General features: G+C 47.9%; 14 protein-coding genes. 11 read left to right on the top strand and 3 right to left on the bottom strand.

What is annotated here, in order from left to right; translation table 11 throughout:
* Positions 1-10: 10 nt before the first annotated feature.
* A complete protein-coding gene (locus tag ACEN8J_RS14115) occupies positions 11-295 on the top strand; it encodes a hypothetical protein (RefSeq protein WP_069011204.1) in 285 nt (94 codons plus the stop codon).
* A gap of 199 nt (positions 296-494) precedes the next feature.
* On the top strand, positions 495-1,829 hold the full coding sequence (locus ACEN8J_RS14110; protein WP_029516609.1) for a DRTGG domain-containing protein: 1,335 nt from the start codon (positions 495-497) through the stop codon (positions 1,827-1,829).
* A gap of 42 nt (positions 1,830-1,871) precedes the next feature.
* On the opposite strand, the gene ACEN8J_RS14105 is transcribed toward ACEN8J_RS14110, so the two are convergent.
* Positions 1,872-2,369, bottom strand: a complete 498-nt coding sequence (locus tag ACEN8J_RS14105; RefSeq protein ID WP_039269883.1) for a sporulation membrane protein YtrI — start codon at positions 2,367-2,369, stop codon at positions 1,872-1,874.
* Positions 2,370-2,381: 12 nt separating this feature from the next.
* Positions 2,382-2,711: a YtrH family sporulation protein gene (locus tag ACEN8J_RS14100; RefSeq protein ID WP_013309582.1), complete on the bottom strand. Its 330-nt coding sequence runs from the start codon at positions 2,709-2,711 to the stop codon at positions 2,382-2,384.
* 137 nt (positions 2,712-2,848) lie between these two features.
* On the opposite strand from ACEN8J_RS14100, the gene ACEN8J_RS14095 reads away from it, so the two are divergent.
* The 6 genes from ACEN8J_RS14095 (at position 2,849) to pyk (ending at position 11,146) form a co-directional block, all read left to right on the top strand.
* Positions 2,849-6,526, top strand: a complete 3,678-nt coding sequence (locus ACEN8J_RS14095) for a DNA polymerase III subunit alpha (protein WP_495593593.1) — start codon at positions 2,849-2,851, stop codon at positions 6,524-6,526.
* A 166-nt stretch (positions 6,527-6,692) separates the two neighbouring features.
* Positions 6,693-7,190 (top strand): phosphatidylglycerophosphatase A family protein, encoded by a 498-nt coding sequence (locus ACEN8J_RS14090; RefSeq protein WP_023987905.1) that lies wholly within the window; start codon positions 6,693-6,695, stop codon positions 7,188-7,190.
* A gap of 153 nt (positions 7,191-7,343) precedes the next feature.
* A complete protein-coding gene (locus ACEN8J_RS14085) occupies positions 7,344-7,532 on the top strand; it encodes a hypothetical protein (RefSeq protein ID WP_013309585.1) in 189 nt (62 codons plus the stop codon).
* 180 nt (positions 7,533-7,712) lie between these two features.
* On the top strand, positions 7,713-8,606 hold the full coding sequence (gene accD, locus ACEN8J_RS14080) for an acetyl-CoA carboxylase, carboxyltransferase subunit beta (protein WP_029516612.1): 894 nt from the start codon (positions 7,713-7,715) through the stop codon (positions 8,604-8,606).
* The gene (locus ACEN8J_RS14075) at positions 8,607-9,590 is read left to right on the top strand and encodes an acetyl-CoA carboxylase carboxyltransferase subunit alpha (RefSeq protein ID WP_039269886.1); all 984 of its coding nucleotides are present in this window, start codon (positions 8,607-8,609) and stop codon (positions 9,588-9,590) included.
* A gap of 125 nt (positions 9,591-9,715) precedes the next feature.
* Entirely contained in the window at positions 9,716-11,146 is a 1,431-nt protein-coding gene (pyk, locus tag ACEN8J_RS14070) for a pyruvate kinase (RefSeq protein WP_029516614.1), read from the top strand.
* 99 nt (positions 11,147-11,245) lie between these two features.
* Here the strand turns inward: pyk and ACEN8J_RS14065 are convergent, their stop codons facing one another.
* Complete coding sequence (locus tag ACEN8J_RS14065) at positions 11,246-12,136, bottom strand: LysR family transcriptional regulator (protein ID WP_340955006.1); 891 nt, start codon at positions 12,134-12,136, stop codon at positions 11,246-11,248.
* Positions 12,137-12,343: 207 nt separating this feature from the next.
* On the opposite strand from ACEN8J_RS14065, the gene ACEN8J_RS14060 reads away from it, so the two are divergent.
* The 3 genes from ACEN8J_RS14060 to pstA all read left to right on the top strand — a co-directional run bounded on the left by ACEN8J_RS14060 (position 12,344) and on the right by pstA (position 15,202).
* Positions 12,344-13,267, top strand: coding sequence for a phosphate ABC transporter substrate-binding protein (locus ACEN8J_RS14060; RefSeq protein WP_029516616.1), 924 nt, complete (start codon positions 12,344-12,346; stop codon positions 13,265-13,267).
* A gap of 106 nt (positions 13,268-13,373) precedes the next feature.
* Entirely contained in the window at positions 13,374-14,306 is a 933-nt protein-coding gene (pstC, locus tag ACEN8J_RS14055; RefSeq protein WP_029516617.1) for a phosphate ABC transporter permease subunit PstC, read from the top strand.
* Positions 14,306-15,202 carry a phosphate ABC transporter permease PstA gene (pstA, locus tag ACEN8J_RS14050; RefSeq protein WP_023987910.1) on the top strand — a complete coding sequence of 299 codons (897 nt, stop codon included), beginning with the start codon at positions 14,306-14,308 and terminating at the stop codon, positions 15,200-15,202. Before pstC ends, pstA begins: the two co-directional genes overlap by 1 nt.
* Positions 15,203-15,218 lie beyond the last annotated feature (16 nt).

Genomic DNA, 15,218 nt, shown 5'->3' with positions numbered 1-15,218 from the left:
AGGGATACGATTGGGTTCTTTTAAAAGATGGAAACATGGTTTGTATACACTGATTGCGCTGGCTATGGTCTTGGTCGCGTTACCACGCATCTCGCTTGCAGGCGGTTTGAACTGGGTCAACGGCTTTGGGATAGTATGGGTACTTTTTGCGCTGCTAGTCATCGGAGCGAACATGCATTTTTTGCTGGGTGTGGATGAGGAAAAGCGCAAAACGCTGGAGCGTGTGCGGCGGGCCAAAATGCAGCAGTGGCAGATGAAATGGGATAAAAAAGCTGACAAAGGCAGCATGCAGTGAGTTTTTTTAGCTTGTCTTGGGCTTGTCTCTCAGATTACAAATCAATCATAGTAAGAAGCGGTCCTTGTAAAAGAGGGGATCGCTTTTTTTGCTATTTCCAAAGCAGAGAACTCAAAATGAACAAAGGTCTTAAATAAAGGGATTTTGTGCTATAATAGATACAGAATGATACAGATTGGACGTTGGGGGTGTAACAGAGTTGGACGGGCTAGATGAAACAGTTACGAAGCACGAGCAGCTATTGCGACATATCGAGCAGTTGAAAATAGGCTCCAAAATTTCTGTGCGCAGGTTGGCTAAAGAAATGAGCGTCAGCGAAGGAACGGCCTATCGGGCCGTGAAGGAAGCTGAAAACCTGGGAATTGTCATTACCAAGGAACGGATTGGAACAGTACGAGTGGAGAAGCGCCCGCGCGGCTTGTCCGAACAGCTGACCTTTGCAGATGTCGTGAATATTGTAGAAGGACATGTGCTGGGCGGAAGTGAGGGACTGGAGAAGCCTTTGCACAAGTATGTGATCGGAGCGATGCGCGAGGAAGCCATGGCCCGTTATATTGATGCAGGCAGTCTGCTGATCGTAGGTAACCGTGAGGATGCGCATTCACTTGCATTGGAGCAGGGGGCAGGTGTGCTGATCACAGGGGGCTTCGGTACGAGCCGAGAGGTTAAGCAGCTCGCAGACAAGATCAGTCTGCCGATTATTTCCTCACGCCATGATACTTTTACAGTGGCATCTATGATTAATAGAGCCATATTTGACCGCTTGATCAAAAAGAAAATTATGCTGATTGAAGATATTGCGGCAGGCAAACCGAAAACGTTGACCTTGAAAATCAACAGCACGCTTACCGAGTTTGAAGAACTTTCGGTGACGACCGGACATCATCATTTTGCAATCGTGGATGAATGGAATCGTTTAATTGGTATCGTCAGCCGCAAAGATGTGGAGGGGCTTCAACCTGAGCATACGATGGATAAATGTCTGATCCGCAATCCGATAACGGTCACCTACCAGACCTCGCTGGCTTCAGCCGCGCAAATGATGGCGTGGGAAGGTGTGGATTATTTGCCGGTCGTGGACCGCAACCGCAAGCTGCTCGGGTCCGTTACACGGCGTGAGGTGCTGGAGGCGCTGCGTAACGCCCAAAAGCAGCCGCAACTTGGCGAGACGTTCGACCAGCTGATCTGGAACGGGTTTGCTGAGGAGCGTAATGAGGACGGATCGTTATTTTTTCGCGGGTTTATCATTCCGCAAATGGCGACCAATTTAGGTACGATCTCGGAAGGCGTACTGGTCAACGTGATGACACAAGCGGGCTACCGGGCAGCTAGAGACATGAGCGGCAAGGATTATGTGCTGGACAATTTGACGACATATTTTATTAGACCCGTACAGATAGAAGATGCTGTCGTTCTTCGTCCGATGCTGCTCGAGATGAGTCGCCGCACCTGCAAGCTAGAAATTGCAATTTCACGGGAAAATCATTTGGTATGCAAAGCAGTGATGACGCTTCATTCCATTGAACATGGTTAGTCTACAATGGATCGGAGTAAGGTGTGAAGTCGAATAGATCGACTAGTGGCTTTCAGGCAATCTTTCTTTTGCTTCCAGCCAAATTTGCAGCACGCCTTCCATTACAAGCATCGTTTTGACCTGGATCGTATACTCCTTGTCACGAACGGTGTATTTTTTTTGGTGCAGCAACATACGTACCAGCTTGCTGTCAGAGTCAATCTCGAACATATCTCTGCCACGCAGCACCTCCAGATCACGACTGACACGGCGAAGAAGTTCCTTCAGGTTGATAGAATCAATTTTTTCGGCCGAAGCTTCCTCCGCGATCAGCTTGATTTCTTTGACAACGGTTTGGCGCTTGCTGTATTTGCGCAATGTTTTGTTGTCCTCCTCGGCTTGCTGGAGCTGGAATTGGAGATCCTGGTTGTTCGTCCATAGCTGATTGAAGCTGGCATGCCAGATGACGTTGTAGATCATGCCTCCCGTAATCATACCGAGTACAAAGACGGAGGACAATTGCATAAAAGGACGCAGGCGCTCAAAAGGGGGAACTCTCATAGTCGTTTCACCTCACGGTCGTCCGTTGCCGCATACCCACTTGACCAGCTCTGCACCCATATGAGCGCCTAAAAAGGCGAAAATCAAATACAATATCTGCTTAATGGCAGGTGACAAATTACCATCCAACATATTGCTTTCAATGACCCGGATCGGGTCCATCGTTCCCCCCACAGCGGCAGCAAGCGCCCATATTTTAATTCTTCCGGCAACCTCTAGCATCGTCTGGGTGGGCGGCTGAAGCGATACCACAGCTCCCATTCCGCCGAGCATGGCTCCACCGAGCACGATGCCGAAAGCAATGAAGAAGTCGAGAATCGCTTTGGATATAAAAGTGCTCATGCTCTTTTCCTCCTTAGGTATACGAATCAAGACCGCGCTTGTCCGCCGAGGTCTGTACTTTTATTCTATGGGCGCTACTAACGCGGATATGATAAAATAGTTTGAAGAAAATCAAGCGGTGAAAGGAAGAGAAGCGCATGAGTTCATTTGTGCATTTGCATGTTCATAGCGAGTACAGCCTGCTGGACGGCGCGGCTCGTACCGCGGAGTTGGTCAAACAGGCATCAGCTTACGGAATGAAGGCGCTGGCCCTTACAGATCACGGAGTCATGTACGGTGCCATTCCTTTTTATAGAGCGTGTGTAGAGAACGGCATTAAGCCGATTATTGGGTGTGAGGCCTATATGACGGCAGGATCGCGCAAGGAGCGTGGCAGCCGCAAGGATCAGCCCATATATCATTTGATTTTGCTCGCCAAAAATAAAACAGGCTATCAAAATCTGATGAAGCTGTGCTCCATCGGCCATTTGGAGGGCTTTCACTATAAGCCGCGCATCGACATGGAGGCTTTGGCTGCTCATCACGAAGGCATCATATGCCTGAGCGCTTGTTTGGGCGGTGAAGTGCCGCAGCATTTACTGCATGGTCGGGAAGCCGAGGCACGACGAGCAGCGGAACGATATCGTAACATTTTTGGCGATGATTTTTATCTGGAACTCCAGGATCATGGTCTTTCGGAGCAAAAACGTGTAAATCCTCTCTTGATCGCACTGGCGAAGGAACTGGATATTCCACTGGTCGCGACGAATGACGTGCATTACTTGACTGAGCCAGATGCGGACGTGCAGGATGTTCTGATCTGTATCGGGACAGGAAAGACAGTTGACGATGAGGAGCGTTTGCGTATACCAACACGTCAGTTGTATCTGAAAAGTCAGGAGGATATGGCTCGTTTATTCCCGCATGTGGCAGAAGCCATCGCCAACACGGTGCGTATTTCTGAAAAATGCGAACTGGAGCTGGAATTCGGTCAATCCATTTTACCTGAATATCGCCCGCTGCCGGAAGGAATGACCTCTTCGTCCTATTTACGCAATCTGTGCGTGCAAGGGCTGGAGCGTCGCTATGGAAGCGATTCCGGATGGAAGCAGCCGGAGGAACGGGAAAGGCTGAACCAACGGCTAAACTATGAGTTGAATACCATTGACAGTATGGGTTTCAGCGATTATTTCCTGATTGTATGGGATTTTATTGCCTTTGCACATAAGCATAAGATTGCAACGGGACCGGGGCGTGGTTCCTCAGCAGGCAGTTTGGTTGCCTATGTGCTTAACATCACGAATGTCGATCCGATGAAATACAACCTTCTCTTTGAACGGTTTCTGAATCCCGAACGAATTAGTATGCCGGATATAGATATCGATTTTAGTGATGAGCGGCGTGACGAGGTTATTGACTATGTAGTACAGAAGTATGGAAATGAGCATGTAGCGCAAATTATTACCTTTGGAACGCTGGCGGCAAGAGCCGCTGTCCGTGACGTCGGCCGTGTATTGAACGTGCCGTATGGCGAGGTGGACAAGGCAGCCAAGCTGATTCCGGCGCAGCTAGGTATTAATATCCGTCATGCGCTAGAAATTACCCCGGAGCTGAAAACGCTATATGAAACGAAGCACAAGACACGTGAACTGTTGGATATGGCGATCAAGGTTGAAGGAATGCCTCGTCATGCTTCGACACATGCAGCGGGTGTTGTCATTTCGCGGACTCCATTGACCGATGCGGTTCCGCTGCAAGAGGGGAGCGAAGGAGTACCTTTGACGCAGTACTCGATGGAAAATCTAGAGCGCATTGGTTTGCTTAAAATGGATTTCCTTGGGCTGCGTACGCTCTCCATTATTGAACGGTGCATACACTGGATTGCGGAAGAGCATGGAGACACGCCTGATTTTAGCCGTATTCCCGATAACGATCCCCATACCTATGACTTGCTGGGCAAAGGAGATACAGGAGGTGTATTCCAGCTGGAGTCGGCCGGTGTACGCCGGGTACTCAAGGATTTGAAGCCGAGTGTATTTGAGGATATCATTTCTGTCCTGGCTTTGTATCGTCCGGGTCCAATGGGTTTTATTCCTAACTTTATACAGGCCAAGCATGGTCAGATCGAGATTTCTTATCCGCATCCTGACTTGGAACCGATCTTAAAGGATACGTACGGTATTATTGTGTATCAGGAGCAAATCATGCAGATTGCTTCGCGCATGGCGGGCTTTTCCCTGGGAGAAGCCGATCTGTTGCGCCGGGCTGTGTCCAAGAAAAAGCGCGAAGTGCTGGATCTGGAGCGCGGACATTTTGTTGAAGGCAGTATCAAGCAGGGATACACGGAGGAGGAGGCCGGCAGGGTTTACGATATGATTGTTCGTTTTGCTGACTACGGCTTCCCGCGTGCTCATGCAGCTGCTTATGGTGTGCTAGCATTTCAGACGGCTTATCTAAAGGCACATTATCCAGTACAATTCATGGCTTCAATGCTGACGGCGGTGATGGGAAGTCATCGGAAAGTGGCTGAATATGTCGTCGACTGCCGTCGTATGGATATCGCAGTGTTGCCGCCTGATGTAAATGAAAGCAGGGTGCTGTTTACTCCATTACAGCAAGGAAGCATCCGTTTCGGCCTGGCTGCAATTAAAAATGTTGGCACACAGGCGATGGAGAGCATTCTCGCTGTTCGCAAGGAACGGCCTTTCGACAGCCTGCTCGATTTTTGTCGACGTGTCGATTTGCGAGTATGTAATAAGAGAGTAATTGAATCGCTTATTCAGGCAGGGGCCTTTGACTCATTGACGGGTCATCGGGCACAGTTGCTTGCCATGCTGGATGAAACGGTGGATGCAGCCGTCAAGTGGCGCAAGGAACGGGATGACTTGCAAATTGATATGTTTGGTTTTGTGGAAATGCCCAATTGGGATATCGAATACCCCAATGTACCCAAATTCAGTGCCAGCCAGCAGTTAGAGCTGGAACGTGAACTGCTGGGACTGTATTTATCCGGGCATCCGTTGGATGATTTTGAGTCGCTTTTGGAAAACAGCGAGGCGGATCGTCTGATGGAGCTGGGCGATGTGCCAGATGAAACGGTTGTTGTGACCGCAGGCATGGTAGTGTCACTCAAAACGATTACGACCAAGCAGGGTAAGGCTATGGCCTTCATTGAGCTGGAGGATCAGATTGAGCGCTGTGAGGTTGTGTTGTTTCCTGAGGTGTGGAAGCGGAGCCAGCAGTGGATTGAAAAGGGGGCTTTGCTTACGCTTCGAGCCAAGATGCAGCAGCAGGACGAGCACTTCAAGCTCCTTGCGGATGAGACCGCCCCGCTGGCGGAAGACTCGCTGGCACGGCTCCTCCAGCGCCGACGTGCCAGTACGCGCTCGTCCGCCGCAGCTGGAGCATCCTTACCAGCTGCTGGTTCTGCCGCTGGCGGCCCAGGCGGGAGCGCGTCGCGTGTGTCGTCCCCGCCTTCGGCAGCCACTGCATCTGCTTCGCCTCAATCGAAGGCGGATCGCCCCGTGGCGGCGGCTTCACCGCGCGGAGTCGAAGCGGCTCGCGGTGAGCAGGTGCCGGTCCCGCGCAGCGCGGAGCCGACCACTCGTCAGCGGGTGTTTGTCAAGATCACCCGCCAGGCTGAGGAGGACGCCAGCTTGTTGGTCAGTCTCAAGGCGCTGCTACAGGAGCATCCCGGTGCTATGCCTACCGTACTTTTTTATGAGAGCAACCAGCGTCTGCTGGCGTTGAGCGATGCTTACAGTATTAAGCCCTCTCCTCAGCTTTTTGATCAAATGGAGTCGATGTTGGGTGAAGGCACGGTGAAAGTCAAATAATAGGTACACAGTAACCCGCCCTTATTGTAACGGTTTAATGAACATTTTCCTTCCCTCCCGCATACACTTGGAAAACTGGCGGAACAGGGGTTCAACACGCACCCTGCACCATAAGGTCCCGCACGGTGAAAGAATAGAACTGCACGGTGAAAGCGGGAGGGAAATTATGTCCTATGAATATGCAGAAACTTTGCTAAATCGCAGAGGCATTCGTATCGAGTCCATTGCGGACATTGTTTTTCAGCTTCAGCTAAAATATTATCCTCATTTGACGATGGAAGAATGTATAGACAGTGTCAAAGCGGTTTTGCAAAAGCGCGAGGTTCAATATACGTTGCTCACAGGCATTGCGCTCGATGAATTGGCTGAAAAAAAACTTCTCCCTCAGCCGCTGCAAGCCATTATGGAGGCAGACGAACCGCTGTACGGAGTGGACGAGACACTAGCTCTTGGAATTACGAGTGTGTACGGCATGATTGGCTTAACCAGTTTTGGTTATCTGGATAAGGAAAAGACGGGGATTATCGAACAGCTGAACCAAAAAGGCAGTGGCATTCATGTGTTTTTAGACGATCTTGTCGCCGGACTGGCTGCCGCTGCTTCTTCGCGAATTGCACATCGGAGTCTCCATGCCAAGCATTATCCTGCATCATTGGACGCTTAGTTGACCTGTGTAAACAGAGTTGATGATTTTCTAGGCCCTCCGACGGAACTTAAATGATCAGGAGGGCTTTTGTTGCGGGAAAAAAGTAAGGTATGTTATCATGAGTCTATTATATGGGCTCAAAACTTGAGGCTTAGGGGGTAGAAACAAGGCATGTGGACGGTGATTTATATTGCACCGACGGCCAGACTGGCTGACATGATTAAGCTCAAACTGTCTGAAGAAGGTTTTATGGTGCAGGCCCGGGCCATCAGCGCATCCAAGCAACAGTTTGAGATACTTGTGCCTTCGGGTGAAGTCGAAGAAATTCAGGAAGTGCTTAATTCGATTTTGCGCCCTTGAGTCCGGAACGGCGGAAGTGATACAGCAGCATGAGTGGAACAAAGGATGCACGATCGGCGGTAATGTTTTAGGAACAGGCGTTGACGTGTGTATGAACATAATGCTTAGAGGTGCCGCATAGACGGTAGAGGACCTTGTATCGGTTACGGCTGACAAATAAACGGCTGGAGAGGTGTAGTTGTGTTTAAAGATTTATTCCAAAAGAAGCGTAAATACGCGACCATCCCTTCGGAACGGGCGCTGAGCGGCGATCAAGCGGACATGCCGGATCGTCCCAAACGGGAAATTCCCGAAGGTCTTATGACCAAATGTGGCAAGTGCGGAAGTATTCAATACAGCAAAGAACTAGAGAAAAATTTGAAAGTGTGTCCGGTGTGCGGATACCATATGCGTTTGAATGCAATGGATCGTATTCGCATGGTGCTCGACGAAGACACGTTTACGGAATATGATGCCGATATGATTTCGGTTGACCCGCTGGACTTTCCGGGATATGCGAGCAAGCTGGAGCAACAGACCCTGAAATCTGGCTTGCGAGAGGCTGTCGTTACGGGCGACGGCCTTATTTATGGACACCCTGTTGTCGTTGCTGTGATGAGCTTTGACTTTTTTACTGGTAGTATGGGTTCAGTCGTAGGAGAGAAAATTACGCGCGCCATTGAGCAAGCAATAGACAAGCGTCTGCCGCTAATTATTTTCTCAACTTCCGGCGGAGCACGTATGCAGGAAAGTATTTTAAGCTTGATGCAGATGGCAAAAACAAGTGCTGCTCTTGCTCGTCTGGATGAGCAGGGATTGCTCTATATTTCTGTTATCACCGACCCGACTACAGGTGGAGTATCCGCTAGCTTTGCTACGCTTGGAGATATTAATATCGCAGAGCCAGGAGCTGTATTCGGTTTTGCAGGGCGTATTGTAATTGAACAAACAATCAGACAGAAGCTGCCGGATGATTTTCAAACTTCCGAATTTAATTTGCAGCACGGACAATTGGATATGGTTGTACATCGCAAGGAACTGCGCGATACCCTTGGGCAACTGCTTGATCTACACAGTGTGAAAGGGGAGGAATAGATGGCTGGCGAATTGCCTTATGAAAAGCCCCTGGTCGAGATGCGACAGAAGATCGAAGAACTCAAGCAATTCGGACAGGATAAGCAAATTGATTTTACAGATGAAATCAACCGTCTCGAGGAACGTTATCTCGAGATGGAAGAAGAAATATATTCGAACATTACAGCACCACAAAAAATGCATTTGGCTCGTCATCATCAAAGACCAACGTCTCTTGATTTGATAGAGCAGGTGTTTACGGATTTTATTGAATTACACGGCGACCGCTTGTTTGGAGATGATTTGGCGGTTGTAGGCGGGATTGCCAAGCTGAATGGTATTCCGGTGACCGTCATTGGCCAGCAGCGTGGTAAGGATACGAAAGATAACATTGCACGTTTTTTTGGTAGTGCCCATCCGGAAGGATTCCGTAAAGGCTTGCGTCTGATGCAGCAGGCTGAGAAATTTAAACGCCCTATTATTACATTCATTGATACGAAGGGCGCTTATCCGGGTAATACAGCAGAGGAGAGAGGTCAATCGGAAGCGATTGCCCGCAACTTGCGGGAGATGGCAAAGCTTTCGGTGCCTGTTATTTGTGTGGTCATCGGCGAGGGTGGAAGCGGCGGTGCGCTTGCGTTTGCAGTCGGTAACCGTGTGCTGATGCTGGAACATGCCATTTATTCGGCCATTTCTCCAAACGGTGCAGCCTCGATTCTATGGAAAGATGCTTCCAAGGCCGATCAGGCAGCTGAAGCCATGAAGATTACGGCTAATGACCTCCTTCGCATGGAAATTATCGAGGATATTGTGCCGGAGCCGAAAGGGGGCGCGCATCGTAACTATGAAGTGACCGCTGCCGCAATCAAGGAGCTATTGGAACGTCATTTGGCGGAACTTACCAATATGAGCTGCGATGAATTGAGGGAAGATCGGTATCAGAAATTCCGAAAAATAGGTCAATACACCTTCTTGAAGTCTTCGGAAACTGAACCTATGTTGTAATACGCTGTAAACGGGTAACAATAAATATGACGAACTTCCTATACAAATAGGAAAAAGTGTAGTAGATTTAATTGTTGGAAAAAGATATAAAGAGTAGCACCTTTGAAAACGGAGGAAAAACCCAAATGCGCAAAACTAAGATTGTATGTACCATCGGTCCTTCCAGTGAGTCATTGGAAAATGTGAAGAAACTGATTTTGGCTGGTATGAACGTAGCCCGCCTGAATTTCTCTCACGGTGATTTCGAGGAGCATGGCAACCGGATTAAAAACATCCGTCAAGCTTGTAAGGAGCTTAACAAAAATGTTGCTATTTTGCTCGATACGAAGGGGCCGGAAATCCGGACAGGAAAGCTCGAAGTTGAACCTATTGAGCTTGTTCAGGACGAGTTCATTACGCTGACAACGGAAGAAATTCTCGGTACGCAAGATCGTATTTCTATTACGTACAAAGATCTTCCCTCGGACGTGGAGCCCGGCTCCACCATTCTGATCGACGATGGTCTGATCGGACTCACCGTTATTGAAGTATCAGGCACTGAAATCAAATGCCGCATTGTCAATGGCGGAACGATCAAAAGCAAGAAGGGCGTTAACGTTCCAGGCGTTGCAATTTCTTTGCCTGGTATTACGGAGAAAGATGCTAATGATATCATTTTCGGTATTGAGCAGGACATTGATTTCATCGCGGCTTCTTTTGTTCGTAAAGCAAGTGATGTACTGGAAATTCGTGAATTGCTGGCGAAACACAATGCAAGTCATATTCAAATCATTTCCAAAATCGAAAATCAGCAAGGTGTGGACAACCTGGACGAAATTTTGGAAGCTTCGGATGGCCTGATGGTTGCCCGTGGTGACCTTGGTGTGGAAATTCCTGCTGAAGAAGTGCCTCTGGCGCAAAAATTGATGATTAACAAATGTAATGTAGCTGGCAAGCCTGTTATTACGGCAACACAAATGCTGGATTCCATGCAACGTAACCCGCGTCCGACTCGTGCGGAAGCAAGTGACGTGGCGAATGCTATTTTTGACGGAACAGACGCAATTATGCTGTCCGGCGAAACAGCTGCGGGTAAATATCCCGTAGAATCCGTATTGACGATGTCACGTATTGCAGAAAAAGCTGAGTCCTCTCTGAACTACCGTGATTTGTTCAAAAAACAAAGAACGGCTCAAGAAATTAGTATCACAGAAGCAATCAGCCAATCCGTTTCTATTTCTGCACTTGACCTGCATGCTAAAGCGATTCTGACGTCCACACAAAGCGGAACAACAGCGCGTATGATTTCTAAATACCGTCCAGAAGCTCCGATTGTTGCTGTGACAACACAGGAAAGAACAGTTCGCCGTTTGGCTCTGATCTGGGGCGTACATGCAGTACAAGGCAGACCAATCGTTGACACAACAGACAGTCTGTTTGACAACGCGCTGGAAGGTGGTCGCAAATCTGGCCTCGTTAAAGAGGGCGATTTGGTTGTGATTACTGCGGGCGTACCTCTTGGTGATTCCGGTTCTACGAACCTGATCAAAATTAGTTGCGTTCCAGCACAAGCGTAATTAAAGCCTCCGTGAAATAATACCGAGGCTGTATGTATCGTTACAACAAGCAAAAGAGCATTCAAGTCAATAAGACTTGGATGCTCTTTTTTATGTTCTCTAGCTTTTTATTTCTAGTCCTTCTTGTCGTATGAAGTTAAGGAATGCCTGTTGCATTAAGTTCATGTGTGTATCTTGTTGATACACGATGTTTATTTGATAATGGCTCCTTTTGTTATCAGCCTCGGGATAAGGAAGCCACTCCACCGAGGGAATAGCATTTTCATGATTATCGACTCCGCTTGCAGGAAAGAAGGCAAGCGCCTCTCCGCCGCTTACGACTTGCTTTACCGCTTCCCAAGAGTTGATTTCCAGATGGGGCTTAACTAGCGAGGAGTACAGATCTACAACGGATGAACCGCTATATTTTACCCATGTGTGCTTGTCCAGCATATCGGTTCCATCGAACTCCTCTAATTTGACTTCAGGTGCACGTGCAGAACGGATAACTCCTACTTGATCTGAAGCCACTGGCTCTGCCACTGTATACTCTGGAAGAGATCCTCTATCGTCGAGAAAAGCAAAATCAATTTCCCCCTGTTTCAGTAGCTGCCTAATTGCATCCGGGGATTGAATCTCCAACTGAATACGACAATCTGGATACCGCTCAGCAAACTTAGCCATCAAAGTGGGGAGGAGATAGGTACCTGATATCGACTCAGCACCTAGATGTAATTGACCCTGTGACTCTTCTGTCAGTTCATCTACAGCTTGTCTAGCTTCTTGCTCCAGAGAGATGATTTGCTTTGCGTAAGGTAATAATTTTTTTCCAGCTTCCGTTAGCATAATCCTGCCTTGTTGAAGAGAGAATAGGGAAACACCCATTTCCTTTTCCAAGCTTTTCATATGAAAGCTGACGGTAGGTTGTTTGACTTGCAAAGCTTCGGCCACATCCGTCGCCTTATGGAATTTGTCGATCAGCATCAAGATACGCAATTTTAGAATATTCATGGAATCCAACAGCTCTCCTTATATGTCATTCATATATGAATTTCAAACTATAGATTAATTATATACCGAAAAATAATTTATCTATCAATATTTTATATTTGTTTTACAAAACCACGTCGTTCGTCTAACATTCCAGGCCTACAATGTAAAAGTGTTGATGGTCATAAATAAAAAACCGTCACTTAACTAAGGGGAGGACAATAAAAAATGTTGAAAAAATGGCCGTTCATTCTGATGACTCTCACCATGGTATTTGCACTTGCAGCTTGTGGATCAGGTAACAATGCTGCACCACAAGGAGAAGCTGCTACAGGAACAGACAATAAAGCAGCTGCTGAACTGACAGGAAACATTCTGGCTGTGGGCTCCACTGCACTTCAACCATTGGTAGAGCAAGCGGGACAAAAATTTATGGCTGTCGATAAATATAAAGGCATTGCAGTTCAAGTACAGGGCGGCGGTAGCGGTACTGGCTTGACTCAGGTTTCCGGCGGACAAGCGGACATCGGTAACTCCGACGTGTTTGCAAAAGAAAAACTGGAGAGCGGTGCAGATGAGCTGGTCGATCACCAAGTAGCTGTTGTAGCCATGTCAGCGGTAGCGAATCCTAAAGTAGGCGTTACAGACCTGAAAAAAGATCAATTGGTACAAATCTTCACAGGTAAAATCACAAACTGGAAAGAAGTTGGCGGTGCGGATCAAAAAATCGTTATTGTAAACCGTCCAAGCAGCTCCGGTACTCGTGCAACATTTGAAAAATACGCATTGGGACAAAAAACAGAAGATCTGCCGGGCTCCATTCAAGAAGATTCCTCCGGTACTGTGAAAAAGCTGATTGCTGAAACACCGGGTGCGATTGGTTATCTGGCTCTGTCCTACATCGACAACACAGTAACTGCTTTGAAATACGATGGCGTTGAAGCTAACGTTGAAAATGTAGAACAAGGTAAATATCCAGTATGGGCTTACGAGCATATGTACACTAAAGGTGAGCCAAAAGAGCATGTGAAAGCATTCCTGGACTACATTCTGTCAGATGAAATCCAAAAAACGGATGTCGTAGACTTGGGATACATTCCAGTATCAGGTATGCAAGTGAAACGTGATGCTGACGGTAATATCACGAAATAAGGAGAGTCACACCTCCTGTTCGATGAACGCAGCTAACGCGAGTATATTCACGAAGAAGAGGCGGACTAGCGTCCGGCCTCTATTCTTCGGTTAAAGGAGTTACAGTATGGGACCAATTGAAGGGAAGGCATACATGGAACAGAATAAACGATCCCGAGTTATGAAAGAAAGACATTACTGGGAAGAATGGACCGGCCGCATATATACGTCGGTTTGTGTCGTTTTTTTAGTTGCGGTTATTGTCTCCATCGTATATTTTGTTGCCTCCAAAGGTGTAGCTACATTTGCGGTGAATGGAGTCAGTCTGCGAGAGTTTTTCTTTGGAACCAAATGGAGTCCGGATGGCGAGCCTAAGTCCTTCGGCGCACTTCCGTTTATTACGGGTTCTTTTGCAGTAACCATACTGGCGGCTTTAATTGCCAGTCCGCTCAGCTTATGTGCGGCTTTATTTATGACGGAAATTGTGCCGAAATCGGGTAAGCGTATACTTCAACCCGCGATTGAATTATTATCCGGTATTCCGTCTGTTGTATATGGCTTTGTCGGCTTGACCGTAATCGTCCCGCTGCTACGGAACGTGTTTGGAGGACAAGGCATCGGCATTCTGGCAGGCTGCCTAGTGTTGTCAGTCATGATTTTGCCGACGATTACGAGTATTATGGCGGATGCGTTGTCTTCCTTGCCGGGGGGGCTACGTGAATCCTCTTATGCTTTGGGTGCTACCCGCTGGCAGACAATTGCTCGTGTTATTATTCCGACGTTGTTGCCTGCTCTTTTAACAGGAATTATTCTCGGTATGGCTCGTGCCTTCGGAGAAGCGTTGGCTGTACAGATGGTAATCGGGAATGCTCCGCACATACCGCATTCCTTGCTGGAATCCGCTTCGACCTTGACCAGCGTCATTACACTTAGCATGGGGAATACAGCGATGGGCTCCGTTCATAACAATGCTCTCTGGAGCATGGCGCTTGTTCTTCTGCTCATGACATTCATTTTCGTGCTGCTGGTAAGGCTGCTTGAAAGGAGAAACCGGGTTTGATGAAAGCTAAAACGACCGACAAGATCGCTACATTTGTAATCTGTTTCTTCGCTTTGTTCATTGTTGCACTTTTGGTGGGATTACTGGGCTTCATTTTGGCCCGCGGAGTCAGTCATATTTCTTTTGACTTTTTAACCAGTGCTCCCCAAACATTACGTGCAGGCGGTGGTATTGGCCCACAACTGTTTAATTCCGTATTTTTGTTAATCTTAACTTTGATTATCACCATTCCGATTGGCTGGGGCGCAGGTATTTACATGGCGCAATATGCAAAGCCGGGGAAAATTACGGACTTTATACGACTTGTCGTCGAAGTATTGTCCTCCTTCCCGTCGATCGTCATCGGATTGTTTGGACTACTACTTATCGTAAATACGTTTGATTTTGGCTTTTCCCTCTTATCAGGAGCCTTGGCTTTGGCCGTATTTAACCTGCCGCTGATGGTTCGCACAACGGAGCAGGCTTTCCGAGCTGTGCCGAAGGAGCAAAAGGAAGCTGGACTTGCGCTTGGATTGTCCAAGTGGAAAATCATTACCTCCATTTTGTTGCCAGCTGCGCTGCCAAGCTTGATTACGGGTACCATTTTGGCCGCAGGCCGTATTTTCGGGGAAGCCGCAGCATTGCTGTTTACAGCAGGGATGAGTACGCCGCCGCTTGATTTTACTGATTGGAATCCATTGCATGCTAGATCGCCTATTAACCCGATGCGACCTGCTGAGACATTGGCTGTTCATATTTGGAAGGTCAATAGTGAGGGGATTGCTCCTGACTCCAAAGATATTGCTGCAGGCGCTTCTGCCGTACTGGTGCTGCTTGTGCTTGCATTCAACTTGAGTGCAAGATGGTTCGGAAGAGTTGTATACCGCCGTCTGACAGCTGCCAAACGTATGGATTAGAAAGGGGATGGAGAAC

The organism is Paenibacillus sp. Paensp38 (assembly GCF_059491915.1).
This window is presented reverse-complemented; position numbering and strand designations above follow the sequence as displayed.

Excerpts from the sequence above, each read along its gene's own strand:
- ACEN8J_RS14105 (WP_039269883.1), bottom strand. The coding sequence starts at position 2,369 with ATGAGAGTTCCCCCTTTTGAGCGCCTGCGTCCTTTTATGCAATTGTCC.
- ACEN8J_RS14100 (WP_013309582.1), bottom strand. The coding sequence starts at position 2,711 with ATGAGCACTTTTATATCCAAAGCGATTCTCGACTTCTTCATTGCTTTC.
- ACEN8J_RS14095 (WP_495593593.1), top strand. The coding sequence starts at position 2,849 with ATGAGTTCATTTGTGCATTTGCATGTTCATAGCGAGTACAGCCTGCTG.
- ACEN8J_RS14090 (WP_023987905.1), top strand. The coding sequence starts at position 6,693 with ATGTCCTATGAATATGCAGAAACTTTGCTAAATCGCAGAGGCATTCGT.
- ACEN8J_RS14085 (WP_013309585.1), top strand. The coding sequence starts at position 7,344 with ATGTGGACGGTGATTTATATTGCACCGACGGCCAGACTGGCTGACATG.
- ACEN8J_RS14075 (WP_039269886.1), top strand. The coding sequence starts at position 8,607 with ATGGCTGGCGAATTGCCTTATGAAAAGCCCCTGGTCGAGATGCGACAG.
- pyk (WP_029516614.1), top strand. The coding sequence starts at position 9,716 with ATGCGCAAAACTAAGATTGTATGTACCATCGGTCCTTCCAGTGAGTCA.
- ACEN8J_RS14065 (WP_340955006.1), bottom strand. The coding sequence starts at position 12,136 with ATGAATATTCTAAAATTGCGTATCTTGATGCTGATCGACAAATTCCAT.
- ACEN8J_RS14060 (WP_029516616.1), top strand. The coding sequence starts at position 12,344 with ATGTTGAAAAAATGGCCGTTCATTCTGATGACTCTCACCATGGTATTT.
- pstC (WP_029516617.1), top strand. The coding sequence starts at position 13,374 with ATGGGACCAATTGAAGGGAAGGCATACATGGAACAGAATAAACGATCC.
- pstA (WP_023987910.1), top strand. The coding sequence starts at position 14,306 with ATGAAAGCTAAAACGACCGACAAGATCGCTACATTTGTAATCTGTTTC.